Genomic DNA, 23,076 nt, shown 5'->3' with positions numbered 1-23,076 from the left:
GTCTCTCTGCCCCCCGGGCCCTAGTCTCGCCGTCGGGTCCGGAAGAGGGGGCGAAGATGCTGTCTGGCAAATCCATTCTTTTGATCATCGGCGGCGGGATTGCGGGCTACAAGAGCCTCGACCTGATCCGTCGACTGCGTGAACGCGGCGCGACAGTTACTCCCGTTCTGACCCGCGCGGCGCAGCAATTCGTGACCCCGCTGAGCGTGGCCGCGCTGTCGGGCCAGAAGGTCTATACTGACCTCTTCGACCTGACCGATGAGGCCGAGATGGGGCATATCCAACTATCCCGGTCGGCCGATCTGATTGTCGTCGCCCCCGCGACGGCCGACCTGATGGGCAAGGTGGCCGGTGGGCTGGCGGATGACCTGGCCTCGACCCTCTTAATGGCAACCGACACGCCCGTTCTGATGGCGCCCGCGATGAATGTGCGGATGTATCTGCACCCGGCGGTGCAACGGAACCTGGCCGCGTTGAAATCCGACGGCGTGCGGTTCACCGGCCCGAACGAGGGCGACATGGCCTGTGGTGAATATGGCCCGGGCCGCATGTCCGAAGTGCCCGAGATCGTGGCCGCGGTGGAAAACGCTCTGGCGGCGGGCCCACTTGCGGGCAAGCGGATCCTCGTGACTTCGGGCCCGACGCATGAACCCATCGACCCGGTCCGCTACATCGCCAACCGATCCTCCGGCGCACAGGGTACGGCGATTGCCAGGGCGATGTCGGGGATGGGCGCGGATGTCGTCTTTGTCACCGGGCCGGCCGACGTGGCCCCGCCCGAGGGCGTCCAGGTGATCAAGGTGCAATCGGCCCGAGAGATGTTATCGGCGGTCCAGGGTGCCTTGCCGGCCGATGCCGCGATCTTTGCCGCGGCAGTGGCGGATTGGCGGGTGAAAAGCGAATCCGGTTCGAAGATCAAGAAGGTCGCGGGCGCGCTGCCGACGCTGGAATTCGAGGAAAACCCCGACATCCTCGCCACCGTTTCAAAGCTGAAAACCGGGCGCCCGGGGCTGGTCGTAGGGTTTGCCGCCGAAACGGATGACGTGATCGACCATGCCACGGCCAAGCGGGAGCGGAAGGGCTGCGATTGGATCGTGGCGAACGATGTGAGCCCTGAAACAGGGATCATGGGCGGGTCGGAAAACGCTGTCACTCTGATCTCGGCAGAGGGAGCCGAAACTTGGCCGCGGATGGGCAAACAGGATGTGGCCAACCGTCTGGCCCACAAGGTGGCCGAGGCTCTGGGCTGAACCCTGCGCCTCCGGCGGGAGTATTTGGGGCAAGATGAATGCGGATTGAAATTGCCATGAGCTGGACGCCCGATGCGGACCGGTCGCTTGGATTGCCGGGCTATGCCTCGGCAGGGGCCGCCGGAGCCGATCTGCGGGCGAACCTGGCCGAGGCGGATCGCGACGCCGGCCTGACGCTGGAACCCGGTGCGCGTGCGCTGATCCCGACGGGGCTGCGCATGGCGATACCGGAGGGCTACGAGGTGCAGGTCCGTCCACGCTCCGGCCTGGCGCTGAAACACGGGATCAGCCTGCCCAACACGCCGGGGACCATCGACAGCGATTACCGTGGAGAAGTCGGTGTGATACTGATCAATCTGGGCCGCGATCCTTTTGTCGTGACGCATGGCGAACGGATCGCGCAGATGATCGTGGCCCCTGTCTTGCAGGCGGATTTCACCTTGAGCGAAGAGCTGGACGAGACCGCGCGGGGAGCGGGCGGCTTCGGTTCGACCGGGCGCGGGTAGATGGGGTTTGTCCTTCTGATCGCCGCCGTGATCTGGGGCGCGGGCGCGTTGACCGGGGCGCCGCGGCGCCTGCGCCTGATCGGCATCTCTGTGCTTTGGGTTGCGGTCGTTCTGGCGCAGCTGGTTCTGCCCGCCGGCAATGGATTGCGGTTGGCCACGGGCGGGTCTGCCGCGCCCTGGCTGCTTCTGGGGGGCGCGGTTGCGCTGATCGTCGCCTATCGCGCCGGGCTGGGCTGGCTGCGCGACCGGGCACAGGTGGTCGAGGAGCCGGAGCCAGAGGGACCGTTCCGCGAGGCGGAGCTGCGCCGCTATGCCCGCCATATCATCCTGCGGGAGGTTGGTGGTCCCGGGCAGGTCAAGCTGAAGAACGCCCGGGTCCTGGTGATCGGGGCAGGGGGGCTTGGGTCCCCCGCGCTGATGTATCTTGCGGCCAGCGGGGTGGGGACCATCGGGGTGATCGATGACGATGTCGTCGACAGCTCGAACCTGCAGCGGCAGATCATCCATGACGACGCGGATATCGGCCGGCCCAAGGTGCAATCTGCCGTGGACCGGATCAGCGCGCTGAACCCTTTCGTCACCGTTCGGGCTTATGGCCGTCGACTGGTCGAAGACGAGGCGGAAGCGCTTTTTGCCGAGTATGATCTGATCCTAGATGGCACCGACAATTTCGACACTCGTTACCTGGCCAATCGCGTGGCGGTCAGCCTGGGCAAGCCACTGATATCCGGCGCGTTGACCCAGTGGGAGGGGCAGGTAAGCGTCTTTGATCCCAAGAACGGCGCCCCCTGCTATCAATGCCTCTTCCCCGAAGCTCCGGCGGCTGGCCTTGCGCCATCCTGCGCAGAGGCCGGGGTGATCGGGCCCCTGCCGGGGGTCGTCGGGTCGATGATGGCGGTGGAAGCGGTCAAGCTGATCACCGGGGCGGGGGCCGTCCTGCGTGGCGAGATGATGATCTATGACGGGCTCTGGGGCGAGACGCGTAAAATCGGCGTGAAACGCCGCCCTGATTGTCCGGTCTGTCAGGGCAATAGTTCGGATGCGGGGCTGGCGGAGGCGGGGGGCAAGGCTTAGGTTTCCCGCAAAGGAGATCTGACACATGAGCAACCCGCTTCTCGATGACTGGAAAACGCCGTTTCAGCTGCCCCCCTTCGACCTGATCTCGGACGAGGATTATGGCCCGGCGCTGGAAACCGCGCTGACCCTGCACAATGCCGAGATTGCCGCGATCATCGAAGACCCGGCAGAGCCCGATTTCGAGAATACCATCGCCGCGCTCGAGGCGTCCGGCGAGGCTCTGGACAAGGTTCTTTCCTCCTTCTTTGCCGTCGCCGGAGCGGATGCGACTCCACGCCGTCAGGAATTGCAGCGCGAGTTTTCGCCGAAGCTGGCCAAGCATTTCGCCGCGATCTCGGGCAATCCCGATCTCTACCAGCGGGTCAAGGCGGTCTGGGACAAGCGGGAGGAACTGGGCCTGGACGATCAGGACGACCGGCAATTGTTCCTGGTGCATCGTGGATATGTCCGTGCCGGCGCGGCCCTGACCGGTGCCGAGGCCGACCGGATGAAGGCGATCAAGGAACGGCTGGCCGTTCTGGGTACGGAATTCACGCAAAACCTGCTGGCCGATGAACGCGACTGGGTCATGGAACTGACCGAGGCCGACCTCGAAGGCCTGCCGGATTTCCTGATCGACGCCGCGCGATCGGCTGGTGAGGAGAAGGGCAAGGACGGCCCCGTCATCACGCTGTCGCGGTCGTTGATCGTGCCGTTCCTGCAATTCTCGCCGCGTCGCGAACTGCGCGAGAAGGCCTACAAGGCCTGGACCGCCCGTGGCGCGTTTGGCGGCCCGACGGATAATCGCGGGATCGCAGCTGAAATCCTTGCTCTGCGTGAAGAGCGGGCCAAGCTTCTGGGTTACGATAACTTCGCCCGCTACAAGCTCGACACCGAAATGGCGGGCACGCCGGAAGCGGTTCGTGATCTGCTGATGCAGGTCTGGGAACCGGCAAAAGCGCAGGCACTGGCGGATCAGGAGGTGCTGGCCGCCATGGCCGCCGAAGACGGCGTCAACGGCCCCATCGAGGGCTGGGACTGGCGGTTTTATTCCGAGAAGCGCCGCAAGGCCGAACATGACCTGGATGAGGCATCGCTGAAGCAATACTTCCAGCTGGATCGCATGATCGAAGCCGTGTTCGATTGCGCCAATCGTTTGTTCGGGCTGGAGTTCAAGGAACTCGACGCACCGCTCTATCATCCGGACGCCCGGTCTTGGGAGGTGACGCGCGACGGTGAACATGTCGCCGTCTTCATCGGCGATTACTTTGCGCGTGGCACAAAGCGATCGGGCGCGTGGTGTTCCGCGATCCGGTCCCAGGCTGAACGGCCGCGCAGCCAGGCTCCGGTTGTGGTGAACGTTTGCAACTTTGCCAAGCCGCCCAAGGGCAAGGTGGCGCTTCTGTCCTACGACGATGCGCGGACGCTGTTCCACGAATTCGGCCACGCGCTGCACCAGATGCTGTCGGATGTCCGGTGGGAGGGTGTGTCCGGCACCTCTGTCGCGCGGGATTTCGTCGAACTGCCCAGCCAGCTGTATGAGCACTGGCTGGAAGTGCCCGAGGTGCTTGAGAAATTCGCGACCCATGCAGAAACCGGCGACCCCATGCCGCGCGAGATGCTGGACAAGGTGCTGGAAGCCGCGACCTACGATATGGGCTTCCAGACCGTCGAATATGTCGCGTCTGCCCTTGTCGACCTGGAATTCCACGACGGCGCCGCCCCAGAGGAGCCGATGGCGATGCAGGCCGACGTGCTTGAGAAACTGGGCCTGCCGCGCGCCATCGCGATGCGCCACGCAACGCCGCAATTCGCGCATGTCTTCTCGGGCGACGGCTATTCCTCCGGCTACTACTCCTACATGTGGTCCGAGGTGATGGACGCAGATGCCTTTGCCGCGTTCGAGGAAGCCGGCGGCGCCTTCGATCTGGAGATCGCCAAATCGCTGGAGGACAACATCCTGTCCAAGGGCGGTTCTATCGACGCGGCAGAACTATACACCCGGTTCCGGGGGCGCCTGCCGGGGGTCGAGGCGCTGCTGAAGGGGCGCGGCCTGGCGGCCTGATCCGCGTTACAGGTCGGGCAGGAAATCCCCCCGGGTTTCCGAGATCAGGCCGTGGATGCGGTTTGCGGCGGGGCTGAGCCCCGCCTCGGTCGGATATAGCAGATACCAGTTGCGCAGGATCGGAAGACCCTGCGCGGCCAGTCGGACCAGGCGGCCGCTGCGCAATTCCTCGATCACCGTGTGCTGGGAAATCATCGCGATGCCCAGCCCGGCGATCACGGCCTGCTTGATCGTTTCGTTGCTGCCCATGACAATGGATGCGAAGGGCGCGCCTTCGCCGATCCGGTCGAGGTAACGGTTCATCAGTATCCGCGTGCCTGACCCTTCCTCCCGCAGGATGAATGTTTCCTTCAGCAGCGTCTGGTCCGGGATGTCCCGGGCGTTGGCCAACGGATGGTCGGGCGCGGCGATCAGCACATGCGGGTGCGGGCCGATCACCTCGGACGTCACCAATGGTTCGCGCGGTGGTCGTCCCATGATGGCCAGGTGCAGGGACCGCGATTTGAGCATGGTGATGATCTGTTCGCGGTTCCCGATCTCCAGGATGATCTCGACATCCGGGCTGGCGCGTTTGAGTCGGGCCACCAGCATCGGGGCAAAATACTTGCCGGTGCTGACCACGCCCAGCCGAACCTGCCCGATCCGCCCTTCGCCCAATGCGTCAATGTCGCGCAGTGTCTTGGACAGGTCCGACTCGATCCGCTGTGCCGACGCGACCAGCAACCGCCCCGCGGGGGTCAGCTTCAGCGCGCCGGGCGTGCTGCGATCCAGCAGAGTGGCCTGGGTCAGGTTTTCCAGGTTTTTCAATTGCGTATGAACGCCCGGAGCGGTCAGGCGCAACGCCTCTGCCGCGCCGGAAAAAGAGCCGTGGTCGGCAACAGCCTGCAAGGCGCGCAACTGGCGAAAGGTCAGGGCCGGGATCATGGGGTTGGATTTTTCTTAACTCAGGTTGATCCTTTTTAAATTTCATAAAATCAGCGAAAATGGAAGGTCTCAACTCGGGACGGGCCAGATCAAGGCCCGCCGGGAGGAGACAAGATGGCACGAACGATAGATCCGCGCAGGATCCCCGCATCGCTTTGCCCGATCATGGAGGCACTCTGCACCGTCGGGATCGACCTGGCGGACCGCATCGCAATGGGTGGGCTCGCCGGTGACATGGCGGCCTCCATGGGCACCAATACCGATGGCGACGGCCAGAAGGCGCTGGACCTGATCGCCGATGACGCGTTCCACCTTGCTCTGCGCGGCACCGGCATCCGCTACTATGCCTCGGAAGAGCAGCAGGACGTCGCAGAAATCGACACCGATGGGGCCTTTGCCCTGGCGATCGATCCCCTGGACGGATCGTCGAACATCGACGTCAACGTCTCCATCGGCACGATCTTTTCCATCTTTCCTGCCGCCGCCACGGCCGAGGAGAGTCTCCTGCGTCCGGCACGGGATCAAATCGCGGCGGGTTATATCATCTACGGCCCGCAGACAAACCTTGTCGTGACCTTTGGTGACGGCGCGTTCCTCTACGTGCTGGACCGGGCCAAGGGCCGCTTTGTCGAGACGCCGGGCGGTCCGATCCGGATGCCCGTGGCCAGCCAGGAATTCGCGATCAACGCTTCGAACTACCGGCATTGGCCAGACCCCGTGCGCGCCTATATCGACGATTGCCTCGCCGGAGCCGAAGGGCCGAGGGCGCGGGACTACAACATGCGTTGGGTCGCCTCCCTGGTCGCTGAAACGCATCGGATCATCACCCGGGGCGGCATCTTCCTTTACCCTTCCGACAAGCGGCCCGGCTATCAATCCGGCCGCCTGCGCATGGTCTATGAATGCGCCCCGATCGCCTTTCTTGTCGAACAGGCCGGAGGGGCGGCGACCGACGGGATGGAGCCGATCCTGACCCAGGCAGCGCAATCCCTGCATGCGCGTACTCCCTTCGTCTTCGGCTCGCCCGAGAAGGTAGGCCAACTGGCGGTCTATCACGATCTGCCCCCGCTCGAAGCGGCAGCGCTTTTTGCCAATCGCGGCCTTTTCCGGAAGTGAGGACAGCCAGATGAGCAGCAAACATCCGATCATCTCCGTCACCGGGTCCTCCGGCGCGGGCACCACCACGGTCAAGAGCACCTTCGACCAGATTTTCCGGCGCGAAGGCGTCACGGCGGTCTCGATCGAGGGCGATGCCTTCCACCGCTATGACCGCATGGCGATGAAGGCGGAACTGGATGCGCGGAAGGCGTCGGGCGACGAAACCTTCAGCCATTTTTCCTATGACGCCAACATCCTCGACCGGCTTGAAGAGGTGTTCCGCACCTACGGCGAAACCGGCAAGGGCGTCACCCGCCACTACGTTCACGACGAAGACGAGGCAGCACGCTATGGCGCGGCACCGGGCTCCTTCACCGATTGGGAACCGTTCGAGGACGGCTCGGACCTGTTGTTCTACGAGGGGCTGCATGGCGCCGTCGTCAACGACGAGGTCAACCTGGCCCGGCATGCGGATCTGAAGATCGGGGTCGTGCCGGTCATCAACCTGGAATGGATACAGAAGACCCACCGCGATCGCGCCAGCCGCGGCTACACGACCGAAGCGGTAACCGACACGATCCTGCGGCGCATGCATGCCTACGTGCATTGCATCTGCCCGCAATTCATTGAAACGGATGTGAACTTTCAGCGTGTGCCGGTGGTCGATACCTCGGACCCGTTCATCGCCCGGTGGATTCCGACGGCGGATGAAAGCCTTGTCGTCATCCGGTTCAAAAACCCGCACGGCATCGATTTTCCCTACCTGACCTCGATGATCCACGACAGCTGGATGAGCCGCGCGAACTCCATCGTCATTCCGGGCGGCAAGCTCGACCTGGCGATGCAGCTGATCTTCACCCCGATGATTGACCGCCTTGTGCGCGACGCAAAGCGCACCTGACCGGAGGCCGAGATGAACAAGATCGATCACACCACCATCCATTCGGAAACCCTCATGGCCAATGCCATCCGTGCCCTGACGATGGACGCGGTGGAGCAGGCAAGTTCCGGCCATCCCGGCATGCCGATGGGCATGGCCGACGTCGCCGCGGTCCTGTTCAACCGCTTTGTGACGCTCGACCCGTCCGCGCCGGGCTGGGCCGACCGGGACAGGTTCGTTCTGTCGGCGGGGCACGGGTCAATGCTGATCTATGCCGTGAACCACCTGCTGGGCTATGCGGATATGGACATGGACCAGCTGCGCCGCTTCCGCCAGATGGGCGCGCGCACGGCGGGCCATCCGGAATACGGTCATGCGGACGGGATCGAGACGACGACCGGGCCGCTGGGGCAGGGGATCGCCACGGCGGTCGGCATGGCACTGGCCGAACGGATGCAAAATGCCCGCTTCGGCAGCGACCTGGTCGATCATTTCACCTATGTGATGGCCGGAGACGGCTGCCTGATGGAGGGCATCAGCCACGAGGCAATCGACATGGCGGGTCATTTTGGCCTGGGCCGGATGATCGTGCTGTGGGACGACAACCGGATCACCATCGACGGCGCGACGGACCTGTCGACCTCCACCGATCAGCAGGCACGCTTCGCGGCCGCCGGCTGGCATGTCGTGGCGGTCGATGGGCATGATGTCGAAGACATCGCCCGCGCAATCGATGCGGCGCGCAAGGATCCGCGCCCCAGCCTGATCGCCTGCCGAACCGTGATCGGGTATGGCGCCCCCGGCAAGCAGGGCACATCCGGCATCCACGGCGCGCCGCTGGGTGCCGAGGAAATCGCGGCAGCCCGCGCGACCCTCGGCTGGACGAGCGATCCGTTCGACATCCCGCGCGAGGTTTACGAGCTTTGGCATGATGTGGCCCGGCGCGGGGCGGCTGCACATCGCGCCTGGGCGGATCGGTTGAACGCGGCCCCGAACCGGACGGGCTTTCTGGCAAGCATGGCTACGCCGGATGCGCAGAGGCTCGATACCGCGATCAACGCCTACAAGGCGCGGCTGAGTGCCGATGCGCCAAAGGTCGCGACGCGGAAGGCGAGCGAAATGGCGTTGGACGTGGTCAATGCCAAACTGCCGAATGCCGTGGGCGGCTCTGCCGATCTGACCGGATCGAACAACACCCGCAGCAAGGGGCAGCGGGCCGTGACCCGCGACGATTTCTCTGGCGATTACATTCATTACGGCATCCGCGAACACGGGATGGCGGCGGCGATGAACGGGATCGCGCTGCATGGTGGGTTCCGGCCCTATGGCGGTACCTTCCTGGCTTTTGCCGATTATTGCCGTCCCTCGATCCGGCTATCGGCGCTGATGGGGGTGCCGGTCACCTACGTCATGACCCACGATTCCATCGGACTGGGCGAGGACGGGCCGACCCACCAGCCTGTTGAGACGATCGCGAGCCTCCGCGCCATGCCCAACCTCACCGTGATCCGCCCCGCCGATGCGGTGGAAACAGCCGAGGCCTGGCAGATCGCGGCCACCGCAACGACGACACCCACTTTGCTGTGCCTGTCGCGGCAGGGCCTGCCGACATTGCGCATCGACCACACGCAAGCGAACCTGACCGCGCGCGGGGCCTACCTGCTGCGGGACCCTGCGGGTGGGCGTGACGTGACGCTGATCGCCACTGGCTCCGAGGTCGAGATCGCGATGACCGCAGCCGACCGACTGGCCGAGGCCGGGTTGCAGGCCGCGGTCGTGTCCGCCCCGAGTTTCGAGCTTTTCGCCACTCAGCCCGACGCCTACCGCGCCGAGATCCTCGGCTCCGCTCCCAGGGTCGGGATCGAGGCCGCGGTGCGTCAGGGCTGGGACCTGATGCTGGATCGCGATGACGCTTTCGTTGGCATGACAGGCTTTGGCGCCTCTGCGCCGGCGGCGGAACTTTACACCCATTTTGGCATCACGCCCGAGGCCGTCGTCGCGGCGGCCAAGACCCTGACCCAGAAGTGAGGACCTGACAAGATGACCATCAATGTCGCCATCAACGGCTTTGGCCGGATCGGCCGCAACGTGCTGCGCGCCATCGTCGAAGGGGGGCGCAACGACATCCGCGTCGTCGCCATCAACGATCTTGGCCCGGTCGAGACCAATGCCCACCTTCTGCGCTTCGACAGTGTCCATGGCCGTTTTCCGGGCGAGGTCACGGTGCAGGGGGATTGCATGGACCTGGGCTATGGTCCGATCCGCGTGACGGCCGAACGTGATCCCTCGGCGCTGCCCTGGGACGGGGTGGACGTGGCAATGGAATGCACTGGCATCTTTACCGCGCGGGACAGGGCGGCAGCACATCTGGCCAACGGATCGTCCCGGGTGCTGGTCTCAGCCCCGGCGGACGGGGCGGACAAGACCATCGTCTTCGGCGTGAACGATGAAACGCTGGGGGATGAGGACGTCGTCGTCTCCAACGCGTCCTGCACGACGAATTGCCTGTCTCCGGTTGCGAAGGTGCTGAACGACGCCATCGGCATCAACAAGGGGATCATGACCACGATCCACAGCTTTACCGGCGATCAGCCGACGCTGGATACGATGCACAAGGATCTCTACCGGGGGCGTGCGGCGGCCTCTTCGATGATCCCGACCTCGACCGGCGCGGCCAAGGCCGTGGGGCTCGTGCTGCCAGAGCTGTCGGGCCGGCTGGACGGCTTCGCGATCCGGGTGCCGACGCCCAATGTCTCGGTCGTCGACCTGGTCTTCGAATCCGCCCGCCCCACCACGGCAGAAGAGGTCAACGCGGCCATCATCGCCGCCGCCGATGGCCCGATGCGCGGTATCCTGGGCTATACCGACGCCAAGAATGTCAGCATCGATTTCAACCATGACAGCCGGTCTTCGGTCTTCCACCTGGATCAGACCAAGGTGCTGGACGGTAACATGGTCCGCATCCTCAGCTGGTACGACAACGAATGGGGTTTCTCCAACCGGATGGCCGATGCCGCGGTCGTCATGGGGCGGCTGCAATGATCGGGCTGCGGACCATCGCGGACATGGATGTCCGGGGCCGGCGCGTGCTGGTGCGGGCCGACCTGAACGTGCCGATCCGGGACGGGATTGTCACCGATGCCACCCGGATCGAGCGGTTCGCCGAAGGGATGAAGCCGCTGTTGGTGCAGGGCGCGCGAGTGGTTCTTCTGACACATCTGGGACGGCCCGGTGGCCAGCGGCGCGACGGGATGTCCGTCGGCCAATTGGTGCAGCCGCTGGCCCGCGCGCTTGGACGACCGGTGCGGTTCTGCGAATACACCTGCGGCCCCAAGGCCGAGGAGGAGGCCGGCGCGCTGCCCGACGGCGAGGTGCTTCTGTGTGAAAACGTCCGGTTCGAACCGGGGGAGGAGGCGAACGATCCGGCCTTGGCCCGTGCATTGGCCCGGCTGGGTGACATCTACGTCAACGACGCGTTTTCCTGCGCACACCGCGCCCATGCCTCGACAGAGGGGATTGCCAGGCTGATCCCGAGCGTTGCCGGCCCGCTCATGGTCGAGGAACTGGACGCGCTGGCCGCTGCTCTGGAGGCGCCCAGGCGCCCCTCCGTCGCGATTGTCGGCGGCGCCAAGGTATCCAGCAAGATACCCGTGCTGCGGAACCTCGTCGCCAAGGTCGACCGGATCATCATCGGCGGCGGCATGGCCAATACCTTTCTCTTTGCGGACGGTCATCCCATGGGCCGGTCCCTGCACGAGGCGGATCAGGTCGACACGGTGGCCGATATCCGCGCCCGTGCCGCCCGCAGCGGCTGCGAGATCCTGTTGCCGGTCGACGTGGTCACCGCCCGCGATTTCACCGCCGGGGCCGCGCATCGCAGGGTCCCCGCTGATGGCTGTGCCGAGGACGAAATGATCCTCGATGCAGGTCCGGAAAGCCTGCGCCGCTTTTCCGACGCGCTGCAAAGCTCGGCCACGATCCTGTGGAACGGTCCGCTCGGCGCCTTCGAGATACCGCCGTTCGACAGGGCCACCGTCGCGCTGGCGCAGGAGGCCGCGCGCCTGACCCGCCGGGGTGATGTCACCAGCGTGGCCGGCGGGGGCGATACGGTCGCCGCGCTCAACGCCGCCGGGGTGAGCGAGGATTTCACCTATGTCTCGGCCGCCGGGGGCGCGTTCCTCGAATGGCTGGAGGGGCGCACGCTACCCGGCGTCGCGGCCCTGATGACGACCCAAGATGCCGCTTGAGGAGGAGATGCGCAGATGGCACTGACAACGCTGAGACAGGTCCTGGATCACGCCGCCGAACATGGCTATGGCGTGCCGGCCTTCAATATCAACAACATGGAACAGGGCCTGGCGATCATGAAGGCCGCCGCGGCCTGTGACGCCCCGGTGATCCTGCAAGCCAGCCGAGGGGCGCGGTCCTATGCGGGCGACATCATGCTGCGCCACATGGTGCAGGCCCTGGCCGAGATGTTTCCCGACATCCCCGTCGTGATGCACCAGGATCACGGCAACAACGACGCCACCTGCCTGTCGGCGATCCGCCACGGCTTCACCTCGGTGATGATGGACGGCTCGCTGGGGGAGGACATGAAGACCCCGGCCACCTACGACTACAACGTCGCGATCACCGCGCGGGTGACCCGCGCGGCCCATGCCGTCGGGGCCTCGGTCGAAGGAGAGCTGGGTGTGCTGGGTTCTCTGGAAACCGGCGAAGCAGGGGAGGAGGACGGATCGGGGGCCGTCGGCAAGCTGAGCCATGACCAGTTGCTGACCGACCCGGACCAGGCGGTGGATTTCGTGTTGCAGACGAAATGCGATGCACTCGCCATCGCCTGCGGCACGTCCCATGGCGCCTACAAGTTCAGCCGCAAGCCGGACGGAGAGATCCTGTCGATGTCGACCATCGCCGCGATCCACGAAAAGCTGCCGGGCACGCACCTGGTGATGCATGGGTCGTCTTCCGTACCGCAATATCTGCAGGACCTGATCAACGCCCATGGCGGGGACATGCCGCAGACCTATGGCGTGCCAGTCGAAGAGATCGAAAAGGGCATCCGCATGGGTGTTCGCAAGGTGAATATCGACACCGATTGCCGGATGGCGATGACCGGCCAGTTCCGCAAACTGGCCCAGGAGAAGCCTGCGGAATTCGATCCGCGCAAGTTCATGATCCCGGCCATGGCGGAACTGGAAACCCTGTGCCGTGATCGCTTCGAACGCTTTGGCACGGCCGGTCACGCCGCCCGGATCAAACCCATCCCGATGGACGAGATGGCCAGCCGCTATGCCAGCGGGGCGCTCGATCCCATGCAACCCGCCACCCGCGCGGCCTGACGTTCAAGGAGGACGAGAGATGAACGAGATGAGCAACCCCAAGGAAATCAAGGGCAAGGAACGCTACAAGGCGGGCGTCCTGAAATACGCCCAGATGGGCTATTGGGACGGCGATTACGAACCCAAGGACACCGACGTTCTGGCCCTGTTCCGGATCAGCCCGCAGGACGGCGTGGACCCGATCGAGGCGGCGGCGGCCGTGGCGGGCGAGTCGTCCACCGCGACCTGGACCGTGGTCTGGACCGACCGGCTGACCGCCTGCGACCAGTACCGTGCCAAGGCCTACCGGGTCGAGGAAGTGCCCAACAACCCCGGCCAGTACTTCTGCTACGTGGCCTATGACCTGATCCTGTTCGAGGAAGGCTCCATCGCGAACCTGACCGCCTCGATCATCGGCAACGTCTTCTCGTTCAAGCCGCTGAAGGCCGCGCGGCTCGAGGACATGCGCTTCCCCGTTGCCTATTGCAAAACTTTCGCCGGCCCGCCGACGGGCCTGGTGGTGGAGCGCGAGCGGCTGGACAAGTTCGGCAAGCCGCTTCTGGGCGCGACGACGAAGCCCAAACTGGGGCTTTCAGGCAAGAATTACGGCCGCGTGGTCTACGAGGGGCTCAAGGGCGGGCTCGACTTCATGAAGGACGACGAGAACATCAACTCCCAGCCCTTCATGCACTGGCGCGACCGATTCCTCTACTGCATGGAGGCGGTGAACAAGGCCACCGCCGAAACCGGGGAGGTCAAGGGCCATTACCTCAACATCACCGCCGGCACGATGGAGGAGATGTACGCCCGCGCCGAGTTCGCCAAGCAGCTGGGATCGGTCATCGTCATGGTCGACCTGATCATCGGCTGGACCGCTATCCAGTCGATCAGCAAATGGTGCCGCGAGAACGACATGATCCTGCACATGCACCGCGCGGGCCACGGCACCTATACCCGGCAGAAGAACCACGGGATCAGCTTCCGGGTGATCGCGAAATGGCTGCGCCTCGCCGGCGTCGACCACCTGCATTGCGGCACCGCCGTCGGCAAGCTCGAGGGCGATCCGCTGACCGTGCAGGGCTATTACAACGTTTGCCGCGAGACCCATAATGAGGTCGACCTGCCGCGTGGCATTTTCTTCGAACAGGACTGGGCGGACATCAAGAAGGTCATGCCGGTCGCCTCGGGCGGGATCCACGCGGGCCAGATGCACCAGCTGATCGACCTCTTCGGCGATGATGTGGTGCTCCAGTTCGGCGGCGGCACCATTGGCCACCCGATGGGCATCCAGGCCGGCGCGACCGCGAACCGCGTGGCGCTGGAGGCGATGATCCTGGCCCGCAACGAAGGCCGCGACATCCGCAACGAGGGTCCCGAGATCCTGCGCGAGGCCGCCAAGTGGTGCAAGCCGCTGGAAGCCGCGCTCGATACCTGGGGCAACATCACCTTCAACTACACCTCGACGGACACGTCGGACTTCGTCCCGACCGCGACCCCGGCGATGTAACCCCCCTCATCACAGCCCTCTCTTCGTGCGGAGAGGGAGCCGGCCGCCCTGGCGGCCACTGACAGGAGACCCGAAATGCGTATCACCCAAGGATGCTTTTCCTTTCTGCCCGACCTGACCGATGACCAGATCACCGCGCAGGTCGAATACATGCTGTCGCGCGACTGGGCGGTCGGCATCGAATTCACCGACGATCCCCATCCCCGGAACACCTACTGGGAGATGTTCGGCCACCCGATGTTCGACCTGAAGGACGCCAAGGGTGTGATGATGGAGCTGGAGGAATGCCGGAAGGCCCATGGTGAGAGCTATATCCGCCTGGTCGGTTTCGACGCGACGCGCGGCTTCGAGACGGTGATGATGTCCTTCATCGTCAACCGCCCGCCGGAGGAGCCGCGCCTGCACATGCAGCGCACTGATGTGGCGGGCCGGTCCCAGACCTATGCCTGGGATGCCCGCTGACCCGTTCCAGTGAAGCGATCGGGCCGGATTCCCCGCCCCGCCCCGCCGGAGGGGGCTGCCGGCCCCCTCCGGACCTCCCCCCGGGAGTATTTTCGGCAAGATGAAGAGGATCAGTGGTGATGGATGGTGGCGAAAGCGCAGACTTGGCGGCCAGCACGGCAGAACATGTGGACCTGGCGGCGGAATACGAAAGCTCGGGCGTGGCGGAGGTTCTGCGAGAGCTGGATGAAGAGTTGATCGGGCTGGCGCCGGTCAAGCAGCGCATCCGCGAAACCGCGGCCCTGCTTCTGGTCGACCGGGCGCGGCGGTCGCTCGGGCTGACGCAGGACACGCCGACGCTTCACATGTCCTTCACTGGCAATCCCGGTACCGGCAAGACCACCGTGGCGCTGAAGATGGCGGGGCTGTTGCATCGCCTTGGATATGTCCGCAAGGGCCATCTGGTCAGCGTGACACGCGACGACCTGGTCGGTCAGTACATCGGCCACACCGCGCCGAAGACCAAGGAGGTGCTGAAGAAGGCCATGGGCGGGGTGCTGTTCATCGACGAGGCCTATTACCTCTACAAGCCTGACAACGAACGCGATTACGGCCAGGAAGCGATCGAGATCCTGTTGCAGGTCATGGAGAACAACCGGGACGACCTAGTGGTGATCATGGCCGGCTATGCCGACCGGATGGACAAGTTTTTTACCGCCAATCCCGGGTTCCGGTCCCGCATCGCGCACCATATCGACTTTCCCGACTATTCCGATGCAGAGCTGGAGTGGATCGCGGGATCGATGCTGGCAGAGCGGAACTACGTCCTCGACAAGGGGGCCAGTGCGGCGCTGGCCGACTATATTTCCCTGCGTCGCAATCAGCCGCATTTCGCCAATGCCCGTTCGATCCGCAACGCGTTGGACCGGGCACGCCTGCGCCAGGCGAACAGGTTGTTCGAAGCGGGCGGAGGGCCGCTGGATGCAACCGCGCTGAGCACGATCACCGAGGCGGATATCCGGCCCTCGCGGGTCTTCTCCGGCGGGCTGGTGATCGACCGGCCAGCGGCGGAGGGTACCTGACATGGCAGCACGGATCATTGCCGGAAACTGGAAGATGAACGGACTGGCCGCGGCGCTGCCGGAGGTGGCGTGGATCGCCGACGCCGCGCGCGATATGACTTGCGTCGAAACCGTCATCGCCCCACCGGTGACCCTGTTGCCGCGGGTTGCTGGCCATGCCGGGATCACACCGGCCGCGCAGGATTGCCACGCGGCAGACGCGGGGGCGCATACCGGTGACCTGTCCGCGCCGATGCTGGCCGAGGCCGGAGCGCGGGCGGTGATCCTGGGCCATTCCGAACGGCGTGCCAACCACGCGGAAAGCGATGTGCAGGTTGCGGGAAAGGTACGGGCCGCCTGGGGCGCGGGGCTGCGCACTATCCTGTGTATTGGCGAAACAGAGGCGCAGTACCGTGGCGGTCGGACGGTCGAGGTTCTGGCGCGGCAGCTCGCGGCGTCCTTGCCCGAAGGCGCGACGCCGGCCAATACGATCGTCGCCTATGAACCCGTCTGGGCCATCGGCACCGGGATCACGCCGCGTGAGGACGAGATCGAACGTGTTCATCGGGCCCTCCGCGACCGGCTGGCCTCGCGGTTCGCGCAAGGCGGGGAGATCTCGCTGCTATATGGCGGTTCCGTATCTGCCGAAAACGCTGCATCGATCTTTGCCTTGCAGAACGTGGATGGCGCGCTGGTTGGTGGCGCGTCTCTCACCGCGGGTAAATTCGTTCCGATCATGAATGCACTGGCGGAGAAAGGAGCCTACGCATGAGCCCCCAGATCAAGATCGCCCCGTCCATCCTGTCCGCCGATTTCGCCAATTTCGGCGCCGAGATCGAGGCGGTCGAGGCGCAGGGCGCCGACTGGATCCATGTCGACGTGATGGACGGGCATTTCGTGCCGAACCTCACCTTCGGTCCGCCCCTCTGTGCCGCCATTCGACGGCACATCAGCACCGTGATGGACGTGCATCTGATGATTGCCCCGGTCGATCCCTATATCGAGGCCTTCGCGGCGGCCGGTGCCGATATCCTGACCGCGCATTACGAGGCGGGGCCGCATGTGCATCGGACGTTGCAGGCGATCCGCACGGCGGGGTGCAAGGCAGGTCTGGCGCTCAACCCCGGCACATCCGTCGAGGTCGTCGCGCCACTTCTCGACCTGCTGGACCTGGTCTGCGTGATGACGGTCAATCCCGGTTTCGGCGGGCAGAGCTTCATCGCGTCGCAGATCGACCAGGTCGCGCGGCTGAAGCAGATCATCGGGGACAGGCCGATCAAGATCGAGATCGACGGTGGCGTCGATCCGGCCACCGCCCCGGAATTGGTGCGCGCAGGCGCGGATGTTCTGGTGGCCGGTTCGGCGGTTTTCCGGGGCGGATCGGTTGATAACCCGGCGCCATACGGCGACAACATCCGGGCCATACGCGATGCGGCCCAGCTGGCCCTGATGGAGGACGCCTGACATGACAGCTATCGTTTTTGATCTCGACGGAACCCTCGTGGACAGCGCCCCCGGCATCGCGGCGGCGGTGAACACGGCACTGGCGGCGCAGTATTGCCGCCCGCTCAGCCTGGCGCAGGTCACTTCCTTCATCGGCAATGGCGTTCCGGCACTGATCGAACAGGTGGCAATTGCCAGCGGGATCAGCATGTTGCGGCGCGAGGCGCTGCTGGAGGGGTTCCGCAGCGCCTATTACGCCGATCCGACCTACCTGACAGCGCTCTTCGACGGGGTTCTGCCCTGTCTGGAAGGATTGCGGGCCTCCGGCTTCCGGCTGGGCATCTGCACCAACAAGCCGGAGGAGCCGACGCACCAGATCCTCGACAAGCTGGGCATCGCGGGGCTTTTCGATGCGGTCGTCGGAGGCGACACGGCCCCGACCCGCAAGCCCGACCCGGCGCCCCTGCACCTGGCCTTCGAGCGTATGGGACGATCCGGCATCTATGTCGGGGACAGCGAGGTGGATGCCGCCTGTGCCGCGCAGGCCGGGATCCCCTTCGTGCTGTTTACCGAAGGGTATCGCAAGGCCCCGGTCGAGGACCTGCCGCATATGGCCAAGTTCTCTCGCTATGGTGACCTGAGTGCTTTGCTGTCCCGTGCCGCGGCCTGAGTCATGCCCTTGAAAGCCTTGATATTCGACGTCGACGGCACGCTGGCCGAGACGGAGGAGGCACATCGCGCGGCCTTCAACCGGGCCTTCGCCGCGCAGGGCTTGGACTGGCACTGGAATCAGGCGACCTATGGTCGGCTGCTGGCCGTGACGGGGGGAAGGAACGTATCCGCAGCTGGGCGGGCAGCCTGCCTGACGCTTCGATGATCGATGACGCGATGATCCGGAAGCTGCACAGTGACAAGACAGATGCCTTTGTCGATATCGTCGCGTCGGGCATTGCGCCACGCCAGGGGATCGACGCTCTGATCGCGCAGGGCCGGGCGATCGGTTGTGCCCTCGCCATCGCCACGACGACAACCCGCGCCAACGTGGATGCCCTGGGCCTGGCCCTCTGGCAACGCGACGCGACAGAGGTGTTTCCGGTCATCGCGGCCGGGGACGAGGTGCCACGTAAGAAACCCGCGCCGGATGTCTATCACCTGGCCCTTGAGCGACTGGGCGTCGATGCCGCCGATGCGGTGGCCTTCGAAGACAGCGCGAACGGGGTCGCCGCGGCCAAGGCGGCGGGGTTGCGGGTGATCGCGTCACCATCGCTCTATACGCGGGCGGAAGAGTTGAGGGATGCCGATCTGGTGGTCGACGAATTCTCGGATGCGGCGGTTGGGGATTATCTGTCTGGCCTCGGTTTGCCAAAGCGCGCCGAATTCGCGGTCAATTCCGGGACCTAGAGGGAGATACGGGTCAGCGCCCCGCGTTGCCGGATCACCTGAGCCGAGACATTGCAGCCGACCTCAACGGCTTCGCGCAGCGGCGCCTTCCGCATCCAGCGGGAGAGGAAACCGGCATTGAACGCATCACCGGCGGCGGTGCTGTCGACCACCTGCATGACCTTGGGCGGGCTGACGTGAACCGGGGCATGGCCGTCAGACTGAACCAGCACATCGCCGCCGCCATTTTTGACGACAACCGTCGCGGCCCCGAGGGCGCGGTATCGGGTGACAGTGCCTTGGGGCGCCGTGTCCCCGAAATGAGTGGCCTCATCGTCGAAGGATGGAAGCAGGACGTCCGCCACTTCTGCCGAACGGGTGATCCAGTCGCACATCTCTGCACCATCGGCCCAGAGCCGTGGGCGCAGATTTGGGTCGAAGGCGACCGTGATCCCGTTGGCCCGCGCTTTGCTGACGAAATCCAGAAACGGGGCGCGGGTTTCCGGGTGCAGGATTGCCATCGTGATCCCGGAAAAGAACAGGATGTCACCGGGCGACAGGGCGGGGCAGGCCTCTAACCCTTCCGCCAACCGACGCGCGGCGGAGGCGGATCGCCAGTAGGAAAAGCTGCGCTCCCCCTCCAGCAGCGAAATCATGTAGAGCCCGACCGACGCCCCCGGGATCACCAGCGGATCGAACCCGATCCCGGCCTCGCGGACAAAGCCCGTCATCTCGGCGGATGCGGCATCGTCGCCGATGGCTGAATGATACAGAACCTCGGTGCCCGGGTGGCACAATTGGCGCATGTACCAGGCGGTGTTGAACGTGTCGCCGGCAAAACCACTACGGTAGAGACCGCCCTCATCCGGCGCGAATTCGACCATGCATTCGCCAATCGACAGGAAGCGGGTCACGCGGCGCTGTCCTCGAAGAACTCCACGTTCTCTTCGCGGATCTGGTCCATGATGCGCAGGATACGCTCCAGATGCGCGCGCATCAGTTGTCGCGCCATGTCGTCGTCGCGCGCGGCAAAGGCATCGCGGATCCCCAAATGTTCGTTGAACGCGATATCCAGGCTGAACGGCAGGGAGAGGTAGCGCACCCTGTCCACATGCGCCTTGTATTCGCGGATCAGCGTCCAGACATGGGCGCGGCCCCCGATCTCGCAGATGGTGTGGTGAAACCGGTCGTCCCAGGTGTGAAAGGCCGACCCGTCCTTAGCCTCCACCGCGGCCCTCTGCTGATCGATCACGTCGTCGATCCGCGCCATTGCGTCATCGTCCAGGCGCTTGATGGCCTCGGTCACGCAGGCAAGCTCCAGTGCCATTCGGATGAACGCGGCCTCCTGCACGGCCTGGACGGAGATCTTGGTGATCAGCGTCGCCCGCTGTGGGCGGATCATCAGGAAGCCCAGCTTGGACAACCGAAAGAACGCGTCCCTGACAGGTTGGCGCGACACATCCATCTGACGGGCGATATCGATCTCGGACACCTTGGTGCCGGGCGGCAATTCAAACGACACGATGGCGGAGTAAAGCGCCTCGAAGACCTGATCGGTCGTAGTCACAGGTGCGGATTGAATGGTCGCCAGGGACAAGGGCGGCATGTCTGGGATCCCCGAAAGTTTCGTGTCGGTCGCTTATCACTATTTCACTTTTTGACACAACTAATCAACTAGCATATTAGTATGCCAAGACTTGCGAGAATCGAGGGGTTGAATGTCGCTGCTGGAACCTGATCGCCTATTCCCGGTGGAGCCTTCCCTGCGGGCCATGGCCCGGGCGCTGTACGATTCCGTCTCCGGGTTGCCGATCATCAGTCCGCACGGTCACTGCGATCCGCGCTGGTTCGCCGAAAACCAACGCTTCCCCAATCCGGCAGAGCTGTTCGTCATCCCCGATCATTACGTGTTCCGCATGCTCGTCTCGCAGGGCGTCAACATGGCCGATCTGGGTGTGCCGCGCGTCGATGGCGGTCCGGTCGAAACCGATCCGCGGGCGATCTGGCGGCTTTTCGCGGCTCACCAGCACCTGTTTCGCGCCACGCCCTCCGCGATGTGGCTGGCGCATGCCTTTTCTGAGGTGTTCGGCATGACCGAACCGCTGAGCGCCGAAAATGCCGACATGTATTATGACCGCATCGACGAGATGCTGGGCCAGGACGAGTTTCGCCCCCGCGCGCTGTTCGACCGGTTCGGGGTCGAGGTGCTGGCCACGACCGAAGGCGCGCTGGATGATCTGGGCTGGCATCGCCAGATCGCGGACAGCGGCTGGCAGGGCAGGGTAATCACGACCTATCGACCCGACGCCGTGATCGACCCGGATTTCGAAGGCTTCGGGGCAAATCTCGACCAACTGGGCGCCCTGACGGACGAGGACACCAGCACCTGGCAGGGATACCTGGCCGCGCATCGCAAGCGGCGTGCGTTCTTCCGTGAACACGGCGCCACGGCCACCGATCACGGTCACCCGAGCGCCCTGACCGCCGACCTTCCGCCGGGCGAGGCCGAAGCGCTGTATCACAAGGTGCGCACGGGGCAGGGCGATGCCGCGGATGCAGAGCTGTTCCGGGCCCAGATGCTGACCGAAATGGCCCGGATGAGCGTCGAGGACGGGATGGTCATGCAGATCCATCCCGGCGCGCGTCGCAACCATAATGCCGGTGTCTTCGAGCAGTTCGGGCGGGACAAGGGCTTTGATATTCCGGGGCGCACCGATTACGTCGCCGCGCTGAAGCCGATGCTCGATGCCGTCGGGCTTGAGCCGGGCCTGACCATCATCCTCTTTACCCTCGACGAAACCAGCTATGGCCGGGAACTCGCCCCGCTCGCCGGGGCCTATCCGGCGCTGCGCCTGGGTCCGCCCTGGTGGTTCTTCGACAGCTACGAGGGTATCCGCCGCTTCCGCGAAACGGTCACGGAAACCGCGGGCTTCTACAACACGGCCGGGTTCAACGACGACACCCGCGCCTTCTGTTCGATCCCCGCCCGGCACGACGTGGCCCGGCGGTCGGATTGTGCCTACCTCGCCACCCTCGTCGGCACGGGCCGGCTCGGGGAAAGCGAGGCATTCGAGGTCGCTCACGACCTCACGTATCGGCTGGCAAAGGACGCATATCGCCTGTGACAGTCATCTTCAGGGAGGAGAAAAAGATGAAAATGGTTACAACGAGCCTCGTGGCTCTCATCGCGGCCGCCGGCGCGGCCCAGGCTTGCGAAATCACGCTGCGGTCTTCGGACACGCATCCCGAAGGCTACCCGACGGTCGCAGCCGTCGAGGCCATGGGCGACATGCTGGAGGAGCGGTCGGACGGGCGTATCTGCGTGGAGGTGTTCCATTCCGCCCAGCTGGGCGAGGAAAAGGACACGATCGAACAGACCCAGCTGGGCGTGATCGACCTGAACCGCGTCTCGCTCGGGCCGTTCAACAACATCATCGAGGAAACCAAGGTCTTCTCGCTGCCTTATATCTTCCGCTCGGTCGAACACATGCACAACGTCGTGGACGGTGAGATCGGCGACGAGATCCTTGGCGAATTCTCGAACCATGACCTGGTCGGCCTGGCCTATTACGATGGCGGGTCGCGCTCCTTCTACAACAGCCAGAAGCCGATCACCTCGATCGAGGATATCGAGGGGCTCAAGTTCCGGGTCATGCAATCCGACGTCTTCGTAGACATGGTCGACGCGCTTGGCGGCAACGCCACGCCGTTGCCCTATGGCGAGGTCTATTCCTCGATCCAGACCGGCGTCATCGACGGGGCCGAGAACAACTGGCCGTCCTTCGAAAGCTCGGGCCATTACGAGGTCGCGGGCTATTACACGCTGGACCAGCACCTGATCGTGCCCGAGGTCCTGGTGATGTCGAAGATGAAGTTCGACAGCCTCAGCGAGGAAGACCAGGCGCTGATCCGTCAGGCGGCAAAGGATTCCATGCCGATCATGCGCGAACAATGGGCCGCCCGTGAAAAGGCGTCCGAGGAAAAGGTGCGCGCCGCGGGTGTCGAGATCGTCGAGAACATCGACAAGACCCCCTTCATCGAAGCGATGGACGTCGTCTACGAAAAGCACGTCACCTCCGACAAGCTCAAGGACCTCGTCACGCGTATCCGCGCGGTCGAGTAAGGCAAGGCGGGCCGCCCGGTC

General features: G+C 64.6%; 21 protein-coding genes and 1 pseudogene. 19 read left to right on the top strand and 3 right to left on the bottom strand.

Annotated elements, in window-relative coordinates; genetic code table 11:
• The first annotated feature begins 56 nt into the window (after positions 1-56).
• From coaBC to ATO9_RS14215, 4 genes are read left to right on the top strand one after another with little or no spacing between them, the layout of a single operon-like run.
• On the top strand, positions 57-1,250 hold the full coding sequence (gene coaBC, locus ATO9_RS14230) for a bifunctional phosphopantothenoylcysteine decarboxylase/phosphopantothenate--cysteine ligase CoaBC (protein ID WP_043750311.1): 1,194 nt from the start codon (positions 57-59) through the stop codon (positions 1,248-1,250).
• A 56-nt stretch (positions 1,251-1,306) separates the two neighbouring features.
• Positions 1,307-1,756, top strand: a complete 450-nt coding sequence (dut, locus tag ATO9_RS14225; RefSeq protein ID WP_238318768.1) for a dUTP diphosphatase — start codon at positions 1,307-1,309, stop codon at positions 1,754-1,756.
• Complete coding sequence (locus tag ATO9_RS14220; protein WP_043750305.1) at positions 1,757-2,830, top strand: HesA/MoeB/ThiF family protein; 1,074 nt, start codon at positions 1,757-1,759, stop codon at positions 2,828-2,830.
• A gap of 25 nt (positions 2,831-2,855) precedes the next feature.
• Positions 2,856-4,877: a M3 family metallopeptidase gene (locus tag ATO9_RS14215; protein WP_043750303.1), complete on the top strand. Its 2,022-nt coding sequence runs from the start codon at positions 2,856-2,858 to the stop codon at positions 4,875-4,877.
• A 6-nt stretch (positions 4,878-4,883) separates the two neighbouring features.
• Here the strand turns inward: ATO9_RS14215 and ATO9_RS14210 are convergent, their stop codons facing one another.
• The gene (locus ATO9_RS14210; protein ID WP_043750300.1) at positions 4,884-5,801 is read right to left on the bottom strand and encodes a LysR family transcriptional regulator; all 918 of its coding nucleotides are present in this window, start codon (positions 5,799-5,801) and stop codon (positions 4,884-4,886) included.
• A gap of 114 nt (positions 5,802-5,915) precedes the next feature.
• On the opposite strand from ATO9_RS14210, the gene ATO9_RS14205 reads away from it, so the two are divergent.
• The 13 genes and pseudogenes from ATO9_RS14205 (at position 5,916) to ATO9_RS14145 (ending at position 18,953) form a co-directional block, all read left to right on the top strand.
• Entirely contained in the window at positions 5,916-6,917 is a 1,002-nt protein-coding gene (locus ATO9_RS14205) for a class 1 fructose-bisphosphatase (RefSeq protein ID WP_043750296.1), read from the top strand.
• A gap of 10 nt (positions 6,918-6,927) precedes the next feature.
• The gene (locus ATO9_RS14200; protein ID WP_043750294.1) at positions 6,928-7,800 is read left to right on the top strand and encodes a phosphoribulokinase; all 873 of its coding nucleotides are present in this window, start codon (positions 6,928-6,930) and stop codon (positions 7,798-7,800) included.
• Between the two features lie 12 nt (positions 7,801-7,812).
• On the top strand, positions 7,813-9,807 hold the full coding sequence (gene tkt / locus ATO9_RS14195; protein ID WP_043750291.1) for a transketolase: 1,995 nt from the start codon (positions 7,813-7,815) through the stop codon (positions 9,805-9,807).
• A gap of 12 nt (positions 9,808-9,819) precedes the next feature.
• The gene (gap, locus tag ATO9_RS14190) at positions 9,820-10,821 is read left to right on the top strand and encodes a type I glyceraldehyde-3-phosphate dehydrogenase (protein WP_043750289.1); all 1,002 of its coding nucleotides are present in this window, start codon (positions 9,820-9,822) and stop codon (positions 10,819-10,821) included.
• Positions 10,821-12,026 carry a phosphoglycerate kinase gene (locus ATO9_RS14185; protein ID WP_420329720.1) on the top strand — a complete coding sequence of 402 codons (1,206 nt, stop codon included), beginning with the start codon at positions 10,821-10,823 and terminating at the stop codon, positions 12,024-12,026. The genes gap and ATO9_RS14185 overlap by 1 nt, the downstream gene beginning before the upstream one ends.
• 15 nt (positions 12,027-12,041) lie before the next feature.
• Positions 12,042-13,121: a class II fructose-bisphosphate aldolase gene (fba, locus tag ATO9_RS14180; protein WP_043750284.1), complete on the top strand. Its 1,080-nt coding sequence runs from the start codon at positions 12,042-12,044 to the stop codon at positions 13,119-13,121.
• Between the two features lie 28 nt (positions 13,122-13,149).
• A complete protein-coding gene (locus tag ATO9_RS14175) occupies positions 13,150-14,607 on the top strand; it encodes a form I ribulose bisphosphate carboxylase large subunit (RefSeq protein WP_156127880.1) in 1,458 nt (485 codons plus the stop codon).
• 75 nt (positions 14,608-14,682) lie between these two features.
• The gene (locus ATO9_RS14170) at positions 14,683-15,069 is read left to right on the top strand and encodes a ribulose bisphosphate carboxylase small subunit (RefSeq protein ID WP_043750279.1); all 387 of its coding nucleotides are present in this window, start codon (positions 14,683-14,685) and stop codon (positions 15,067-15,069) included.
• 119 nt (positions 15,070-15,188) lie between these two features.
• Entirely contained in the window at positions 15,189-16,130 is a 942-nt protein-coding gene (gene cbbX / locus ATO9_RS14165; RefSeq protein ID WP_043750275.1) for a CbbX protein, read from the top strand.
• 1 nt (position 16,131) lies between these two features.
• On the top strand, positions 16,132-16,881 hold the full coding sequence (gene tpiA, locus ATO9_RS14160) for a triose-phosphate isomerase (protein ID WP_043750272.1): 750 nt from the start codon (positions 16,132-16,134) through the stop codon (positions 16,879-16,881).
• Positions 16,878-17,573, top strand: a complete 696-nt coding sequence (rpe, locus tag ATO9_RS14155; protein ID WP_043750269.1) for a ribulose-phosphate 3-epimerase — start codon at positions 16,878-16,880, stop codon at positions 17,571-17,573. Before tpiA ends, rpe begins: the two co-directional genes overlap by 4 nt.
• A 1-nt stretch (position 17,574) precedes the next feature.
• Positions 17,575-18,222: a phosphoglycolate phosphatase gene (gene gph, locus ATO9_RS14150; RefSeq protein WP_043750267.1), complete on the top strand. Its 648-nt coding sequence runs from the start codon at positions 17,575-17,577 to the stop codon at positions 18,220-18,222.
• Positions 18,223-18,225: 3 nt separating this feature from the next.
• Positions 18,226-18,953 (top strand): annotated as a pseudogene (locus ATO9_RS14145) (HAD-IA family hydrolase).
• Here ATO9_RS14145 and ATO9_RS14140 read toward each other — a convergent pair.
• The gene (locus ATO9_RS14140; protein WP_081979590.1) at positions 18,950-19,846 is read right to left on the bottom strand and encodes a sugar kinase; all 897 of its coding nucleotides are present in this window, start codon (positions 19,844-19,846) and stop codon (positions 18,950-18,952) included. The pseudogene ATO9_RS14145 and the gene ATO9_RS14140 overlap by 4 nt on opposite strands.
• A complete protein-coding gene (locus ATO9_RS14135; RefSeq protein WP_043750265.1) occupies positions 19,843-20,538 on the bottom strand; it encodes a GntR family transcriptional regulator in 696 nt (231 codons plus the stop codon). The genes ATO9_RS14140 and ATO9_RS14135 overlap by 4 nt, the downstream gene beginning before the upstream one ends.
• A gap of 112 nt (positions 20,539-20,650) precedes the next feature.
• Between ATO9_RS14135 and uxaC the strand changes: the two genes are divergently transcribed.
• Together uxaC and ATO9_RS14125 are read left to right on the top strand one after the other, a co-directional pair.
• Entirely contained in the window at positions 20,651-22,057 is a 1,407-nt protein-coding gene (uxaC, locus tag ATO9_RS14130; protein ID WP_043750262.1) for a glucuronate isomerase, read from the top strand.
• A gap of 32 nt (positions 22,058-22,089) precedes the next feature.
• Complete coding sequence (locus ATO9_RS14125; protein ID WP_043750559.1) at positions 22,090-23,055, top strand: TRAP transporter substrate-binding protein; 966 nt, start codon at positions 22,090-22,092, stop codon at positions 23,053-23,055.
• The last annotated feature ends 21 nt before the right edge of the window (positions 23,056-23,076 follow it).

The organism is Pseudooceanicola atlanticus (assembly GCF_000768315.1).
In the GTDB taxonomy this organism is placed as follows: Bacteria; Pseudomonadota; Alphaproteobacteria; order Rhodobacterales; family Rhodobacteraceae; genus Pseudooceanicola; species Pseudooceanicola atlanticus.
Note: the sequence above shows the minus strand (reverse complement) of the source record. Positions and strands in the feature narration are given on the sequence as shown.